The sequence below is a fragment of the Pseudomonas sp. LBUM1673 genome, assembly GCF_059695645.1.
Window position 1 is genome coordinate 2,042,580 of record NZ_CP166780.1, and the last position, 14,498, is coordinate 2,057,077.

Annotated in this window: 17 protein-coding genes; 8 read left to right on the plus strand and 9 right to left on the minus strand. The window is 59.4% G+C overall.

The window, feature by feature from the left end; genetic code table 11:
• Window positions 1-9: 9 nt before the first annotated feature.
• Both ACA044_RS09340 and cysB read left to right on the plus strand, forming a co-directional pair.
• Window positions 10-513, plus strand: coding sequence for a universal stress protein (locus ACA044_RS09340; protein WP_007899922.1), 504 nt, complete (start codon window positions 10-12; stop codon window positions 511-513).
• 113 nt (window positions 514-626) lie between these two features.
• On the plus strand, window positions 627-1,601 hold the full coding sequence (cysB, locus tag ACA044_RS09345) for an HTH-type transcriptional regulator CysB (protein WP_007899921.1): 975 nt from the start codon (window positions 627-629) through the stop codon (window positions 1,599-1,601).
• Between the two features lie 8 nt (window positions 1,602-1,609).
• On the opposite strand, the gene ACA044_RS09350 is transcribed toward cysB, so the two are convergent.
• A complete protein-coding gene (locus tag ACA044_RS09350; RefSeq protein WP_497446103.1) occupies window positions 1,610-2,092 on the minus strand; it encodes a GreA/GreB family elongation factor in 483 nt (160 codons plus the stop codon).
• Window positions 2,093-2,106: 14 nt separating this feature from the next.
• A complete protein-coding gene (locus tag ACA044_RS09355; protein ID WP_497446104.1) occupies window positions 2,107-2,505 on the minus strand; it encodes a hypothetical protein in 399 nt (132 codons plus the stop codon).
• Window positions 2,506-2,629: 124 nt separating this feature from the next.
• On the opposite strand from ACA044_RS09355, the gene earP reads away from it, so the two are divergent.
• On the plus strand, window positions 2,630-3,772 hold the full coding sequence (gene earP, locus ACA044_RS09360) for an elongation factor P maturation arginine rhamnosyltransferase EarP (RefSeq protein ID WP_497446105.1): 1,143 nt from the start codon (window positions 2,630-2,632) through the stop codon (window positions 3,770-3,772).
• Window positions 3,773-3,820: 48 nt separating this feature from the next.
• Window positions 3,821-4,390, plus strand: a complete 570-nt coding sequence (locus ACA044_RS09365) for an elongation factor P (RefSeq protein WP_007943632.1) — start codon at window positions 3,821-3,823, stop codon at window positions 4,388-4,390.
• A gap of 178 nt (window positions 4,391-4,568) precedes the next feature.
• On the opposite strand, the gene ACA044_RS09370 is transcribed toward ACA044_RS09365, so the two are convergent.
• From ACA044_RS09370 to ACA044_RS09385, 4 genes are all read right to left on the minus strand, one after another.
• Complete coding sequence (locus ACA044_RS09370) at window positions 4,569-5,585, minus strand: alpha/beta hydrolase (RefSeq protein ID WP_497446106.1); 1,017 nt, start codon at window positions 5,583-5,585, stop codon at window positions 4,569-4,571.
• A 32-nt stretch (window positions 5,586-5,617) separates the two neighbouring features.
• Window positions 5,618-6,037, minus strand: coding sequence for an organic hydroperoxide resistance protein (locus ACA044_RS09375; RefSeq protein WP_497446107.1), 420 nt, complete (start codon window positions 6,035-6,037; stop codon window positions 5,618-5,620).
• Between the two features lie 343 nt (window positions 6,038-6,380).
• Window positions 6,381-6,842: a MarR family winged helix-turn-helix transcriptional regulator gene (locus tag ACA044_RS09380; protein WP_497446108.1), complete on the minus strand. Its 462-nt coding sequence runs from the start codon at window positions 6,840-6,842 to the stop codon at window positions 6,381-6,383.
• 69 nt (window positions 6,843-6,911) lie between these two features.
• Window positions 6,912-7,868: a LysR family transcriptional regulator gene (locus ACA044_RS09385; protein ID WP_497446109.1), complete on the minus strand. Its 957-nt coding sequence runs from the start codon at window positions 7,866-7,868 to the stop codon at window positions 6,912-6,914.
• A 124-nt stretch (window positions 7,869-7,992) separates the two neighbouring features.
• Here ACA044_RS09385 and ACA044_RS09390 point away from each other — a divergent pair, with 124 nt between their 5' ends.
• The gene (locus ACA044_RS09390; RefSeq protein WP_497447192.1) at window positions 7,993-8,727 is read left to right on the plus strand and encodes a sulfite exporter TauE/SafE family protein; all 735 of its coding nucleotides are present in this window, start codon (window positions 7,993-7,995) and stop codon (window positions 8,725-8,727) included.
• Here the strand turns inward: ACA044_RS09390 and ACA044_RS09395 are convergent.
• The gene (locus tag ACA044_RS09395; RefSeq protein ID WP_497446110.1) at window positions 8,717-9,571 is read right to left on the minus strand and encodes a LysR substrate-binding domain-containing protein; all 855 of its coding nucleotides are present in this window, start codon (window positions 9,569-9,571) and stop codon (window positions 8,717-8,719) included. The genes ACA044_RS09390 and ACA044_RS09395 overlap by 11 nt on opposite strands.
• A 96-nt stretch (window positions 9,572-9,667) precedes the next feature.
• On the opposite strand from ACA044_RS09395, the gene ACA044_RS09400 reads away from it, so the two are divergent.
• Window positions 9,668-9,883: a DUF1127 domain-containing protein gene (locus tag ACA044_RS09400; protein ID WP_497446111.1), complete on the plus strand. Its 216-nt coding sequence runs from the start codon at window positions 9,668-9,670 to the stop codon at window positions 9,881-9,883.
• 64 nt (window positions 9,884-9,947) lie between these two features.
• Window positions 9,948-11,177 carry a winged helix-turn-helix domain-containing protein gene (locus tag ACA044_RS09405; RefSeq protein WP_497446112.1) on the plus strand — a complete coding sequence of 410 codons (1,230 nt, stop codon included), beginning with the start codon at window positions 9,948-9,950 and terminating at the stop codon, window positions 11,175-11,177.
• Between the two features lie 107 nt (window positions 11,178-11,284).
• Here the strand turns inward: ACA044_RS09405 and ACA044_RS09410 are convergent, their stop codons facing one another.
• Window positions 11,285-12,631, minus strand: a complete 1,347-nt coding sequence (locus tag ACA044_RS09410; RefSeq protein WP_497446113.1) for a class II 3-deoxy-7-phosphoheptulonate synthase — start codon at window positions 12,629-12,631, stop codon at window positions 11,285-11,287.
• Between the two features lie 163 nt (window positions 12,632-12,794).
• On the opposite strand from ACA044_RS09410, the gene ACA044_RS09415 reads away from it, so the two are divergent.
• Window positions 12,795-13,550, plus strand: coding sequence for a spermidine synthase (locus ACA044_RS09415; RefSeq protein ID WP_497446114.1), 756 nt, complete (start codon window positions 12,795-12,797; stop codon window positions 13,548-13,550).
• 122 nt (window positions 13,551-13,672) lie between these two features.
• Here ACA044_RS09415 and ACA044_RS09420 read toward each other — a convergent pair whose 3' ends face one another.
• Window positions 13,673-14,464: a crotonase/enoyl-CoA hydratase family protein gene (locus ACA044_RS09420; protein ID WP_497446115.1), complete on the minus strand. Its 792-nt coding sequence runs from the start codon at window positions 14,462-14,464 to the stop codon at window positions 13,673-13,675.
• Between the last annotated feature and the right edge of the window lie 34 nt (window positions 14,465-14,498).

The following is a 14,498-nucleotide window of genomic DNA, read 5'->3' on the forward strand; positions in this document are numbered from 1 at the left end:
GAGGTCCCTATGATTCATTCGATGCTGTATGCCACCGACCTCGGTCTGTACGCACCTTTTGTGATGCAGCATGCGCTGGCACTGGCTCGAACATTCAATGCCGATCTATATGTGGTGCACGCGGTTGAGCCGATGGGGTTGTTTGCCGAATCGGTGCTACAGAGTTACCTCGATGAGCAGGCCTTGAACGAGTTTCACAGTCAGGGCCTGAATACGGTGATTGCCAATATTGAGCAGCGGGTGCTCGACAGCTTTCGCGAAGAACTGGGGGATGAAGGGGAGCAGGACCTGGAACGGATTCGGGCAGTGCGGGTACTGCAGGGCGATCCGTCGCAGGTGATTCTCGACCAGGCGCAGAAACTCTCCGTCGATTTGCTGATCGTAGGGAGTCACAGTCATGGCGCTGGCGCGGAAACGCCATTGGGCCGAACCGCTGCGCGAGTGTTGCAGCTATCCAGGGTGCCGGTCTATCTGGTGCCGCTGATGGAGCGCCGCCGCAAAGGGGATCGCTAGGACACGAATAATGGCGTTTTGATAAAAAAGTTCTAGATTTATTAATCAAACCATTAATATAGTTATATATCGTCGCTGATGCCCGTGGCGTCTACCTGCTTTGAGGGATTCATATGAAGCTTCAACAATTGCGCTACATCTGGGAAGTGGCGCACCACGACCTCAACGTTTCAGCTACAGCCCAAAGCCTCTACACCTCACAACCGGGCATCAGCAAACAGATCCGTCTGCTGGAAGACGAATTGGGGGTCGAGGTTTTCGCCCGCAGCGGCAAGCACTTGACCCGGGTGACCCCGGCCGGCGAGCGCATTATCACCACCGCTGGTGAGATCCTGCGCAAAGTTGAAAGCATCAAGCAGATCGCTCAGGAATTCTCCAACGAGAAAAAGGGCACCTTGTCGATCGCCACCACGCACACCCAGGCGCGTTATGCGTTGCCACCGGTGATCAGCAATTTCATCAAGCAATACCCGGACGTTGCCCTGCACATGCATCAGGGGTCGCCGATGCAGATCGCCGAGATGGCCGCTGACGGCACCGTCGATTTCGCCATCGCCACCGAAGCGCTGGAGTTGTTCGGCGACCTGGTGATGATGCCGTGCTACCGCTGGAACCGCTGCGTGGTCGTGCCTCAGGGCCACCCGCTGACCAAGTTGTCGAAGCTGACTCTCGAAGCCTTGGCCGAATACCCGATTGTGACCTACGTGTTCGGTTTCACCGGCCGTTCGAAACTCGACGAAGCCTTCAGCCATCGCGGCCTGACACCGAAAGTGGTGTTTACCGCGGCCGACGCCGACGTGATCAAGACTTACGTTCGTCTGGGCCTGGGCGTGGGCATTGTGGCGAAAATGGCGGTCGACACCAAGCTCGATAGCGATCTGGTGGTGCTCGATGCCAGCGAGTTGTTCGAATCCAGCATTACCAAAATCGGTTTCCGTCGCGGCACGTTCCTGCGTGGCTTCATGTGCGACTTCATCGAGAAATTCGCGCCGCACCTGACCCGCGAAGTGATGGCCAAGGCCATTCAGTGCCACAACAAACAGGAACTGGAAGAGCTGTTCGACGGCGTCGAACTGCCGGTCCATTAATAGCTCGGTTAAACCACCTCGGTGACAGAGAACTGTTGCCGAGCGCCCGCCACCAGAATCTCCACTTCATCTCCTTCGAACTTGCCCAGCAGGCTTTTGCCCAGCGGCGAGCGGGGGGTGATGACGGTAATCAATTGCCCCACCAGATCAACCTTCAGCCCGGCCGCGTCGGGGGCCAGGAACAGCCATTGTTCGCGACCCTTTTCGTCTTCCAGACCGAGCAGGGCGCCGACTTCGATACCGCGCCGGTCGTCATAAGGCCGCAGTGTCAGGTTCTGACAAAGGGCCAATGATTGCCTGATTTCTTCCACTCGTCTGGCCTGTCCGGCCGCCAGATAAGAGGCTTCAAGTCCCAGGGTGTCGTACTTGTTTTCGGCGATATTTTCTTCGTGGGTCGCGGTTTCGTAAGAGGTTTGCGCGGCACGCTCGGCAATGTCGAGATCGATCCGCAGCTTGTCGATAATCAGTTGGTGGACGGTCGGCTTGTGCATAGAGAGCTTCATGATCAATCGCAGAATTGCAGGACATTGGCGCGGCTTTTTTCGCTCGGCGCGGTCTGATCCTGTTGCAGCCAGAACTGGCATTTTGGATTGGACAGATTGTGTTTGCTGCTTCTGGCCTGTTCCACCATTTGCTGCTGCTCGTTCCTGCGCAGATGCTCCTCATACTGTTCGAACATCGGGTTCTGCAGGGCGGGTTGCTCAATCACCGCAGGCTTGGCCAGTTGTTCCACCGCTTGGGCCAAGGGCGCCAATGGCTCGTTGAACAACAGTCGATACGCGAGCCAGCAGGTCAGTGCGATTGCGATGAATCCCAGCCACAAACCGAGGGCAATGCTGCCGGTCAGTTGCAGCGCATTAAACTGGATCGGCAAGGGACGGCGCGGGTTGGGACGGTAGGGCATTACTGCCTCCTGGCGGGTGGTCGCGGGCGAGTGGCGATTGTCGCATGAAGATTAATCGCCGTCGGCTCTTCTGCACGGGGTAATTTATGCGGACAATCGGCGCCTTTGCCAACGGGAGCCTGGAATGCCTGAAATGAAAACCCGCTGGGATATTTTTTGCACCGTGGTCGACAACTTTGGCGACATCGGCGTGACCTGGCGCCTGGCCCGACAACTGGTGGCCGAACATTCAGTGGCGGTGCGCCTGTGGGTCGACGACCTGCGGGCCTTCGAGCGTTTGTGTCCGCCAATCGATATCAATGCCGCGCAGCAGTGGCAGCAGGGCGTCGAGGTGCGACAGTGGTCGGCCGACTGGCAACCCACCGAAGCGGCGGATGTCGTCATCGCCGCGTTCGCCTGCCAGTTGCCGAGTGCTTACATGGAAGCCATGGCCGAACGGGAAAAGCCTGCGCTGTGGATGAACCTCGATTATCTGAGCGCCGAAGACTGGGTCGTCGGCTGCCACGGCTTGCCGTCGGTGAAGTACAGGAATGTGCAGAAGTACTTCTTCTTCCCGGGTTTTCGCAAGGGCACCGGTGGCTTGCTGCGTGAAAGCGGGTTGCTGGAACGGCGTCGGCAGTTTCAGCAAAGCCCGCAAGCCCAACGAGAATTCCTGCAAGGCCTGGGGATTGATCGCGCGCCAGATGCACAGCTGATCTCGCTGTTTGCCTACGAAAACACCGGGCTGGCCAGTTGGCTCGACACGATGGCTGCCGATTCGACGCCCACTCATCTGCTGGTGCCCGAAGGGCGGATTCTTGGCGACGTCGAACGCTGGCTCGAAGTGGACGGGCTGACGGCCGGGGCGGTGCATGTGCGCGATGCCTTGACCGTACAAGTGCTGCCGTTCGTCCGACAGGATCAATATGACCTGCTGCTGTGGAGTTGCGATTTCAACGCCGTGCGCGGCGAAGATTCCTTTGTCCGCGCCCAATGGGCAGGCCGGCCGCTGCTCTGGCACATCTATCAGCAGGACGAAGATATCCATCTGGACAAGCTCGACGCCTTCCTGACTCTGTACACCCAAGGCCTGTCCAAGCCTGCTGGCGAGGCGATCAGCGGTCTATGGCGGGCGTGGAATGCCGGTGAGACAATGACCGGGCACTGGAAATCAACCCGAAAACACTGGCCGGAACTGCAAGAACATGCCGAGGCGTGGTGTCTGGAACAAGCCTTGCAGGCGGATCTTGCCGCAGCGCTGGTACAGTTTTACCTAAATTGGATATGATACGCGGCCTAGATTTTTGTAAATCCCATCCAAATTCGGATATTCGCAATGAAAACTGGTAAAGAACTGAAACCCGGTACCGTGATCCGTCTCGAAAACGATCCTTGGCTGGTTCAGAAAGCTGAATTCACCAAGTCCGGTCGTAACAGCGCGATCATGAAGACCAAGCTGAAGAACCTGCTGACCGGTTACAAGACCGAGATCGTTTACAGCGCCGACGACAAACTGGACGACGTAATCCTCGACCGCAAAGAAGCGACCCTGTCCTTCATCAGCGGCGACACCTACACGTTCATGGACACCACCGACTACACCATGTACGAGCTGAACGCTGAAGACATCGAAGCCGTTCTGCCTTTCGTTGAAGAAGGCATGACCGATGTTTGCGAAGCGATCTTCTTCGAAGAGCGTCTGGTTTCCGTAGAGCTGCCGACCACTATCGTGCGTCAGGTTGACTACACCGAAGGTTCCGCTCGCGGTGACACTTCCGGCAAGGTTATGAAGCCTGCCAAACTGAAGAACGGTACCGAACTGTCGGTTGCTGACTTCATCGAAATCGGCGACATGATCGAGATCGATACCCGCGAAGGCGGTTCCTACAAAGGCCGTGCTAAATAAGCACCGCTTCAGGAATGAAAAAGCCCGACCATTGAGTCGGGCTTTTTTGTGCGTTTTTTTCAGAAAAACGCCAACTCTTGTAGGAGCGAGGCTTGCCCGCGAAGGCGATTTATCATTCAACATTGATGTCGACTGACACTACGTCTTCGCGGGCAAGCCTCGCTCCTACAAGGGGGTGTTATTTCTTCAGGTGTTGCTTGAGTTCTTCAGAGGCTTGCAGCATGGCCGAACGCACCGCGGGCACCTGGCTCACCACGTTGAGCAAACCGTAGTCGTGGATCATACCGTTGTAGCGCACCGCCGTGACCGGCACACCGGCCTCGTCGAGTTTGCGGGCGTAGGCTTCCCCTTCATCGCGCAGTACATCGGCGCTGGCCGTCTGCACCAGGGCGGGTGGCAAGCCCTTGAGTTGCGCGGTGGTCGCCCGCAGTGGTGAGGCGTAGATCTCGTTGCGCTGTTTGGCGTCGGTGGTGTAGTTGTCCCAGAACCACTTCATCATGTTTTTGGTGAGGAAGTACCCCTCGGCGAACTGGTTGTAGGATGCCGTTTCGAAGCTGGCATCAGTCACCGGCCACAACAACACCTGGAACCTGATCGCCGGCGTGCCTTTGTCTTTGGCCATCAGCGCAACCACGGCCGCCATGTTACCTCCGACGCTGTTGCCGGCCACGGCCAGACGTTTGCCGTCGACGTTGATCTCTTTACCGTGCTCGGCCACCCACTTCGTTGCGGCGTAGGCCTGGTTGATCGCCACCGGGTAACGCGCCTCCGGCGAGGGGGTGTAATTGACGAACACCGCCGCCGCGCCCGAACCCGTTACCAGGTCCCGAACCAGCCGTTCGTGGGTCGGGAAGTCCCCCAGTACCCAGCCACCGCCATGGAAGAACATGAACACCGGCAGCTCACCTTTGACCCCGGCCGGCCGCACGATGGTGAGGCTGATCGGTTGGCCGTCGACCTGGATGGTCTTCTCGCTGACATCGGCTTTGGGCAGCGTCAGCTTCACCCCGGCTTGCGCACCCACCAACACCGCGCGGGCATCGGCAGGGGTGAGCTGTTCCAACGGTTTGCCGGTGCCGGCATTCAGCACGTCGAGGAACGCCTGGGTGTTGTGTTCAACCCCATTGCCTGCGAATGCACTGTTGATGGACAGGGCGAGAAGGGTACCGGTCAAGACTTTGGTGAAAGTATTCATGTTCGTTTCCTGTTCGGCCTTGGAGTCAGCGGTTAGACGGTAACGTGCAAGCGCACATCGACGTTGCCACGGGTGGCGTTGGAGTACGGGCAGACCTGGTGGGCGGCTTCGACCAGGCTTTGTGCATCGGCTTGTTCAAGACCCGGCAGGCTGATGTGCAGGTCGATGTCCAGACCGAAACCGCCAGGGATCTGGCCGATGCCGACATGGGCGGTGATCGACGCGTCGTCCGGGATTTTGCGTTTGATCTGGCTGGCGACGAATTTCAGCGCGCCGATGAAGCAGGCGGAGTAGCCGGCAGCGAACAGTTGTTCAGGGTTGGTTGCCGCGCCGCCAGCACCACCGAGTTCCTTCGGGGTCGCGAGTTTGACGTCGAGGATGCCGTCGCTGGAGATCGCACGACCGTCACGGCCGCCGGTGGAGATTGCGATTGCGGTGTAGAGCGTTTGCATGGTGTGAGCCTCGTTTGGAGTTTTATTTTTTGCGCTAAATGTTTGCGCGCTAAGTAAGTGCGAAATAAATGTAGCTCTCAAATATTTAGTGCGCAATATAAATTTTCGAAAAAATTTGTTTTGAGTCGTAGTCCAGCAATTCGATTGGGGAGGAGAAGCTTGAGATAGAGGCTTTCGTGCGGGATTGTTGCGAAGTGAAGTTTTTTGCGACGGGGAGGACGCCTTCGCGGGCAAGCCTCGCTCCTACGGGTTTCGGTCGATAACATAATTTGTAAACGACACAAAACCTGTAGGAGCGAAGCTTGCCCGCGAAGAACGATAACGCGGTCTAGCAGGCCATCACCTAAAGGCTGTCTTGCAGATGGCTGCGCAATGCCTGGAGATCCGCTTGCAGCTTCTTCAACTGTTCCAGCGTCTGTCCGCTGGCACCGAGGATGCATTGGGGAATGCCGCGCGCCTTGTCTCGCAGCGCATGGCCTGGCTCGGTCAGTTCGACAATCACCACCCGTTCGTCTTCACGGCTGCGGGTGCGGCTCAGCAAGCCTTCGGCTTCCAGGCGTTTGAGCAGTGGGGTGAGGGAGCCGGGATCGGTCAGCAGTCGGGTGCTGATTTCGCCGACCGTCAACCCATCCTTTTCCCACAACACCATCATTGCCAGATACTGCGGATACGTCAGGCCCAGTGCTTGCAACAGCGGCTTGTAGACCTTGGTCATCAGTAGCGAGGTGGAATGCAGGGCGAAGCAGACCTGATTGTCCAGCAGCAGGTCGTCGCAGTTGTCCGGGTTGTTGCGCTCAGTGTTCATTTCAAAGCCTTGATCAGTGATCGTCATGAATCTAGCGGGCGAATCTTTAATGCGCCAGATAATTCTGGACTAATGGCGGCCCAGGTTGGTTTGCAGCGCCAGATCCCACGGCGGGATGGGGCTGAAACGGGTCTTCAGGTATTCCAGCAACAAGCGGCTGCGCGAACTGGGCTGCTGCTCCAGGCGCAACGCATAAATGCCGGTGCTTTCCGGTGGTGGCAGGCCGTTTTCGCAGAACAGCGGTAGCAGTTCGCCGCGCAATAAATATTCGCTGGCCAGCCAGGTCGGCAAATGCGCGATGCCCAACCCGGCCAGTGCGCCACAGACCAGCGCCTCGGCATTGTTGGCGCTCATGCGGATTCGTGCTGGCCGGTGCAAGTGCATCTGCCCATCCCGTTCGAAACGCCAGGCGAACGGCGGAGCCAGGCCCTCCCAGTCGAGACCATCGTGGTCGACCAACTGCGCCGGATCGGTCGGCACACCGCGGCGTTGCAAGTAATCCGGGCTGGCGCAGGCGATGCGCACCATGCTCGCCAGCGGCGTGGCCACCAAGCGGGTGTCGGCCATTTGCCCGGCGCGCAACACCAGATCGACCTTGCCCAGGTTCGAGCCCTGCATGTCGACAAAGCTGTCGATCAGGTGCAATTGCACGTCAAGGCCTGGGTAAAGCATCAGGAAATCGGCAATCACCGGCGCCAGGTGTAGTCGTCCGAACGCTGCCGGCGCATCGACCCGAATCAAACCTTCTGGCGCACTACTCAGGGACACCGCTTCGGCCCGGGCCAGCCGCAGTTCAGCGACGATCCGGCGCGCGCGCTCGGCAAAGGCCAAACCTGCCGGGGTAGCCCGCACTGCGTGAGTGCTGCGAATAAACAACTGGCTGCCGACGGCGCTTTCCAGGCTGTCGATGCGTCGCGCCACGGCTGATGGCGTCAGTGGATGGCGGCGGGACGCAGCGGAAAAACTGCCGCTTTCCAGTACATCCAGAAACAGACCGAGCTGTTCGGTCAACTGATTGGGGTTCATGGTTTCGTCAGCGCTTGTGCGAATTTGGCAAAGCCATTGTGCGTTGCTATGCGTTTCCCTGCCAGAGCCAACTGCGTAGGATGAACAGCCTGACAAAAGGAAATCGCCTGTGATTGAGTTCGTGATGTATCTGGTTTTTGGCGTAGCGTTTGGAACCCTCGGCGGGCTCTTCGGCATTGGTGGCGGGTTGGTCGCGATCCCGCTGCTGGGCGTGTGGTTCGGTCTTGATCAGCAGATTGCCCAAGGCACGGCGCTGGTGATGGTAGTGCCAAACGTGATGCTGGCGCTGTGGCGCTATCACCAGCGCAATCGCATCGAATTGCGTCATGCGCTGCCACTGGCCTCGATGGGGTTCTGCTTTGCCTGGATCGGGTCGATCTGGGCGGTGGGCATCGATGCTCAAACCATGCGTGTGGGCTTTGTCGCCTTTCTGGTCGCGCTGTCGGCCTACAACCTGATACGAATGTTCACCGCCACCGCGCCGGCGTCTTCGCAGATGCACTATGCCTGGCCATGGCTGGGCGTACTGGGCGCGGCTTCCGGGACCATGGGCGGGTTGTTTGGCGTGGGCGGGGCGGTGGTGGCAACGCCGGTGTTGACCAGCCTGTTCGGCACCACCCAAGTGGTTGCCCAAGGCTTGTCACTGGCGCTGGCGTTGCCGAGCACGGGCGTCACTTTGGCGACTTACGCGGTGCACCATCAGGTGAACTGGGCGATCGGTGTGCCGTTGGCGGTTGGTGGATTGATGAGCATCAGTTGGGGCGTGAGAATTGCCCACGCATTGCCGGAGCGGCTCTTGCGTGGGTTGTTCTGTGGCTTTCTGGTGGTTTGCGCGGTGATGCTCGCGTTTAAAGTTTGAAGCCTTCGACGATGTGCTCGGCCAGGCATTCGGTGATCGGCGAAGGATTGTTCAGGTTACGGATCAGCATGATGCTGGCTTCCGGCAACAGCGGCAGGTCTTCGTTGGCGCCGAGGATGCGCATGTCCGGCGTGATCAGGCTTTCCAGTTGCGCGGTGATGGCAAGCCCCGCGCTGACCACGGCCATCAGCGCCGACAGGCTGGAGCTGTTGTAGGCAATGCGGTAATCGCGGCCCATGGCATCCAGGGCATTGCATGCCCAGAGGCGGCAGAAACAATCACTGTTGAACATCGCCAGCGGCAGCGGTGTCTGCTCGTGGGCGCTGAAGCATTGGGCCTCGGCCCAGACAAAACGCTCCTTGCGCAACAATTGGCCAATCTCGTTACCGGGTTCGCGGGTGACGATGGACAGGTCCAGGTCCTGGCGCTGCAACAGTTGCCTGGACGATTCGCAGTGAACCTCGATCTGGATCAGCGGGTAGAACTGCGCGAAGCGCGACAGGATGCCCGGCAGAAAGCGCATGACGTAATCGTCGGGCGTGCCAATGCGCACCGTGCCCACCATGTGTGGCTCGCGCAGGGTATTGAAGACTTCGCTGTGGAGTTTGAGGATGCGCCGCGCATAACCCAGCAATACCTGGCCTTCGGCGGTCAGCTTGACCTGGCGCCCGTCGCGTTCGAACAGCTGGCGCTGCAACACGTCCTCTTCCAGGCGTTTCATCTGCATGCTCACCGCTGACTGGGTACGGTTGACCATTTCACCGGCGCGGGTAAAACCGCCCTGATCGGCGATTGCGACGAAGGTGCGCAATACATCGGTGTCGATACTGGGGTAGGCGGACATTCATCAATCTCCGAGATGCATATCATCAGAAACATTCGTTGGATTGATCTTATCGCTGGCGCGAGACTTGGGCCATCCCTAAAGGAGGGCAATACGATGAAAGGTCAAAACGAGCATGTAACGGAAGAAAAATTCTCCATCCACGCGATCTCCGATCTGCTGCACAAGTTTAGTCGCTGGTACGAACTTCACCGTGAACGTGAAATGCTGGCGAGCTTGAGCGACGAAGCACTGAAAGACATCGGCGTGAGCCGTGCAGATGTGGAACATGAGACGGTAAGACCGTTCTGGGATGATCCGATGCATAAATGATGATGCCATCGCTACACAAACCACTTCCGGGTGAGGTAGGTTGCGGGCAGACAAGGAGATGCTCATGCCCGCCACACTGTCCTTTTCCCTCAAACAGGCTCGCCGTCTGGCGCTGGCCGCCCAAGGATTCAACGGGCGCCAGCCGCCAGCGGCGATCAAACCGGTCCAACTCAACCGGCTGATCGAGCGCCTGGGCATTCTGCAGATTGATTCGGTCAATGCGTTGGTGCGTTCGCACTACCTTCCCTTGTTTTCCCGTCTTGGCAATTACTCATCTGACTTGCTCGATCAGGCAGCCTGGAGTCAGGGTCGTCGGCGCACGTTGTTCGAGTATTGGGGGCACGAAGCGTCTTTACTGCCCTTGTCGATGTACCCCTTGATGCGCTGGCGTATGCAGCGTGCGACCCACGGCGAAGACATCTATCAGCAATTGGCGCGTTTCGGGCGTGAGCAGCAAGACACGATTCGCCGCGTGCTGGCGTCGGTTCAGGAGCTCGGTGCACTGGGTGCCGGCAGCCTGTCGACCCGTCAGGAGCGAGCAGGGCCGTGGTGGGACTGGAGCGCGGAAAAGCACGCACTGGAATGGTTGTTCGCTGCCGGTGAAGTGACCGTAGCCGGCCGACGCGGGTTCGAACGGCTTTATGATTTGCCGGAGCGGGTGATTCCTTCGGCGATACTTCAGCAGCCCTTGCTCAGTGAGGCCGAGGCTCAGCGCGGGCTGTTACTGCACGCCGCCACGGCTTTGGGCGTTGGCACGGAAAAGGACCTGCGGGATTATTTTCGCTTGAGCCCGGCAGACAGTCGGCCGCGGCTGGCGGAGCTGGTCGAGGGCGGTGATCTGCTGGTGTGTGAGGTTGAAGGCTGGCGGCAACCGGCCTATTGCCTGGCTGAGCCGAAAGTGCCGCGCAAGGTCGAGGCCAGTGCGCTGCTTTCACCGTTCGATTCGCTGATCTGGGAGCGCAGCCGCACCGAGCGATTGTTCGATTTCCGTTATCGGCTGGAGATTTATACGCCGCAGCACAAACGCGTCTATGGCTATTACGTATTGCCGTTTTTGCACAATGAGCGAATCGCCGCGCGGGTCGACTTGCGCGCCGAGCGAGCGTTGGGCCGGTTGGCGGTGCATGCCGTGCATGAGGAAGAGCCGGGGCTGGATGAGGCGGGGATGCTGGCGTTGGCGGTGAATCTGCGGCAAATGGCGGATTGGTTGGGGCTGGAGCAGATTCAATTGAATTGCCCGCGGGCGAGTGCGGCGCGGTTGCGGGTGGCATTGGCTCAATTTGGTGGTGGTTGAGCTGACGCTTTCGCGAGCAAGCCCGCTCCCACATTTGGAATGCGGTCAACTGTGGGAGCGGGCTTGCTCGCGAAAGCGGTGGATCAGGCAACCAAAGACTTACTGACTCACCGCCGAACCTGCTTCAGGGTTTCAGCAATCAAAAACGCCAATTCCAGCGACTGATCGGCATTCATCCGTGGGTCGCAGTGGGTGTGGTAACGGTCCGACAAGCCATCCTCGGTAATCGGCCGCGCGCCGCCGATGCATTCGGTGACGTTCTGCCCGGTCATTTCGATGTGGATGCCGCCGGCATAACTGCCTTCCGCCTCGTGAACCTGGAAGAACTGTTTCACCTCGCCAAGGATCTGCGCGAAGTCGCGGGTCTTGTAGCCGCTGCTGGCCTTGATGGTGTTGCCGTGCATCGGGTCGGAGCTCCAAAGCACCTGCTTGCCTTCGCGCTGCACCGCGCGAATCAGCTGCGGCAGGTGATCGCCGACCTTGTTCGCGCCCATCCGCGCAATCAGGTTCAGGCGGCCCGGGTCGTTGTCCGGGTTGAGCACATCGATCAGGCGAATCAGGTCTGCGGGGTTCATGCTCGGGCCGACCTTCACGCCGATCGGGTTGTGCACCCCGCGCAGGAATTCGACATGCGCGCCGTCCAGTTGACGGGTACGGTCGCCGATCCACAGCATGTGGGCCGAGCAATCGTAGTAGTCGTTGGTCAGGCTGTCGCGACGTACGAAGGCTTCTTCGTAGTTCAGCAGCAGCGCTTCGTGGGCGGTGAAGAAACTGGTTTCGCGCAGTTGCGGCGAGCTGTCCATGCCGCAGGCGCGCATGAAGGCCAGGGTTTCATCGATGCGATCAGCCAGGTGGCTGTACTTCTCGGCCAGCGCCGAGTTGGCGATGAAGTCCAGGTTCCACTTGTGCACCTGATGCAGGTCGGCAAAGCCGCCTTGGGCAAAGGCGCGCAACAGGTTCAGGGTTGCCGTGGACTGGTGATAAGACTGCAGCAAACGTTCCGGATCCGGCACGCGGCTTTTTTCGTCGAAACCGATGCCGTTGACGATGTCGCCACGGTAGGCCGGCAGCGTCACGCCGTTGATGGTTTCATCGTTGGCCGAACGGGGCTTGGCGAACTGGCCGGCCATACGTCCGACTTTGACCACCGGGCAACCGGCGGCGAAGGTCATGACGATCGCCATTTGCAGCAGCACTTTAAAAGTGTCACGAATTTTCGCAGCGGAGAATTCGGCGAAGCTTTCGGCGCAGTCGCCGCCCTGCAACAGAAATGCCCGGCCCTGGGTGACTTCGGCAAACTGACGGCGTAACTCCCGGGCTTCACCGGCAAACACCAGCGGCGGATAGCTCGCCAGGGTTTGCTCGACGTGCAGCAAATGCGCGGCGTCGGGGTATTGAGGTTGTTGCTGGATCGGCAGGGCGCGCCAGCTGTCAGGGCTCCAGGGTTGGCTCATTGCAGTCTCTAGTGTTTTACGCTCGGACGGTTATGTTATCAGCAATTAGTGCGTGACCTGTTCCCGTCGCTTCGCGGACAATCGCGCCTTTGCCGCTGCACGCAGCGGTTTTATTGCGCTGCTGTTTATTACATTGCAGGCCCGGTGACGATCAGGAGACGAAATGACTGAGGAGCGCGTCGAGCATTTGCTCGCCGAGGTACAGGATGAGTTCGGCGTGATTCGCGTGCTGGAAGTGGCTGATTACCGTTTTCTGGAGTTCGGTGATGCCATCGAACAGAGTTGCGTGTTCACCGCCGATCCGAGCTGGCTCGAGTACGATTACACCCGGGCAATGCTGATTGGCGCACTGTGCCATGAACAGCCGGAAAGCGCGCTGTTCCTCGGGCTCGGCGCCGGGACACTGACCCAGGCTTGCCTGAAGTTCCTGCCGCTGGAAGACGTCGAAGCCATCGAGCTACGCCCTGACGTGCCGCGCCTGGCCATCGAGTATCTGGGGCTGGATGATGATCCGCGGCTGTACATCCGCGTCGGCGATGCCCTGGAGTTGCTCGATACCGCCGAGCCGGCGGACCTGATTTTCGTCGACCTCTATACCGATGTCGGGCCGGGTGTCGGGCATCTGGCCTGGAGCTTTCTGGAAAACTGTCAGAAACGGTTGAACCCGGGTGGCTGGCTGGTGATCAACCAGTGGGCCACCGACGACGGCAAGCCGTTGGGGGCGGCGTTGTTGCGCGGTCTCTATCACCGGCATTACTGGGAACTGCCGGTGAAGGAGGGCAACGTGATTCTGATCGTGCCATCGGAGCTGGATCAGGAACTGGACATGGATGGGCTGATGGCGCGCGCTGAAGGCCTGGCGCCGCGATTGGGGTATTCGTTACAGTCGTTGATCAAGGCGATTCGGCCGGCGACATAGATAGTGGTTGGCCTTTAGGGCTTCTTCGCGGGCAAGCCTCCTCGCTCCTACAATGGTTGTGCGCATCCTGTATGTAGGAGCGAGGCTTGCCCGCGAAGGCTTTCTACCCGCCAACACATCCCTCAGAGCCCTTTGAAAACGCCCGGCCGCTTCTCGATCATCGACCGCACACCCTCCTTGGCATCCTCGCTATTCAGCAATTTCTTCACCTGCGCCGGCAAGGCCTGAGCTGCCGCCATTTCACCCTCATAGCGCGCTTTCCGGGCAGACATCAGCGTTGCCTGAACCCCCAACGGCGCCTGCCGGGCAATCCGCTCAGCCAGTTCAATTGCCCGTGGCAGCAGATCCTCGCTGGCCATGACCTCCTGCACCAACCCCAGATGCAAGGCGTCATGGGCGTCGAATTCATCGCCAGTGAGCAGCCAGCGCATGGCATTGCCCCAGCCGGCGATCTGATGCAGACGCAAAGTGGCGCCGCCGAACGGGAAGATCCCGCGTTGCACTTCCTTCTGGGCAAAACGGGTGTTGCTGGCGCACAGGTTGATGTCGGCGGCCAGCATCAACTCGATGCCGACGGTCAGGCAGTAGCCTTGCGCCGCGACAATCACCGGTTTGCTGACCCTGGGGCCTGCGAGCACGCCCCAAGGGTCGCAGCCACCGGGCGGTGCCTGCCAGCCTTCGGCCAGGGCCGCGCCGGCGCTGACCAGATCGAGCCCGGCAGTGAAATGCTCGCCATGACCGAACACCACCGCGACCCGCGCCTCGCTGTCGGCCTCGAACTCGCCATAGGCCAGACTGAGTTCGTTGAGCAGGTCGATGTCGAAGGCATTGCGTTTGGCCACCCGATCCAGGCCGATCATCAGGACATGGCCGTGCCGTTCACGGGTTACACGACTGGGGCTGGGCTGATTCATGGTGCATTTCCTCGGGCGGGAAGGGGTATGCCAG

Bases quoted from the DNA above. Each gene is read 5' to 3' on its own strand.
- ACA044_RS09350 (WP_497446103.1), bottom strand. From the start codon at position 2,092: ATGCACAAGCCGACCGTCCACCAACTGATTATCGACAAGCTGCGGATC.
- ACA044_RS09405 (WP_497446112.1), top strand. From the start codon at position 9,948: ATGCCCGCCACACTGTCCTTTTCCCTCAAACAGGCTCGCCGTCTGGCG.
- ACA044_RS09390 (WP_497447192.1), top strand. From the start codon at position 7,993: ATGTATCTGGTTTTTGGCGTAGCGTTTGGAACCCTCGGCGGGCTCTTC.
- ACA044_RS09365 (WP_007943632.1), top strand. From the start codon at position 3,821: ATGAAAACTGGTAAAGAACTGAAACCCGGTACCGTGATCCGTCTCGAA.
- ACA044_RS09355 (WP_497446104.1), bottom strand. From the start codon at position 2,505: ATGCCCTACCGTCCCAACCCGCGCCGTCCCTTGCCGATCCAGTTTAAT.
- ACA044_RS09370 (WP_497446106.1), bottom strand. From the start codon at position 5,585: ATGAATACTTTCACCAAAGTCTTGACCGGTACCCTTCTCGCCCTGTCC.
- ACA044_RS09410 (WP_497446113.1), bottom strand. From the start codon at position 12,631: ATGAGCCAACCCTGGAGCCCTGACAGCTGGCGCGCCCTGCCGATCCAG.
- cysB (WP_007899921.1), top strand. From the start codon at position 627: ATGAAGCTTCAACAATTGCGCTACATCTGGGAAGTGGCGCACCACGAC.
- earP (WP_497446105.1), top strand. From the start codon at position 2,630: ATGCCTGAAATGAAAACCCGCTGGGATATTTTTTGCACCGTGGTCGAC.
- ACA044_RS09380 (WP_497446108.1), bottom strand. From the start codon at position 6,842: ATGAACACTGAGCGCAACAACCCGGACAACTGCGACGACCTGCTGCTG.
- ACA044_RS09385 (WP_497446109.1), bottom strand. From the start codon at position 7,868: ATGAACCCCAATCAGTTGACCGAACAGCTCGGTCTGTTTCTGGATGTA.
- ACA044_RS09400 (WP_497446111.1), top strand. From the start codon at position 9,668: ATGAAAGGTCAAAACGAGCATGTAACGGAAGAAAAATTCTCCATCCAC.
- ACA044_RS09415 (WP_497446114.1), top strand. From the start codon at position 12,795: ATGACTGAGGAGCGCGTCGAGCATTTGCTCGCCGAGGTACAGGATGAG.
- ACA044_RS09395 (WP_497446110.1), bottom strand. From the start codon at position 9,571: ATGTCCGCCTACCCCAGTATCGACACCGATGTATTGCGCACCTTCGTC.
- ACA044_RS09420 (WP_497446115.1), bottom strand. From the start codon at position 14,464: ATGAATCAGCCCAGCCCCAGTCGTGTAACCCGTGAACGGCACGGCCAT.
- ACA044_RS09340 (WP_007899922.1), top strand. From the start codon at position 10: ATGATTCATTCGATGCTGTATGCCACCGACCTCGGTCTGTACGCACCT.
- ACA044_RS09375 (WP_497446107.1), bottom strand. From the start codon at position 6,037: ATGCAAACGCTCTACACCGCAATCGCAATCTCCACCGGCGGCCGTGAC.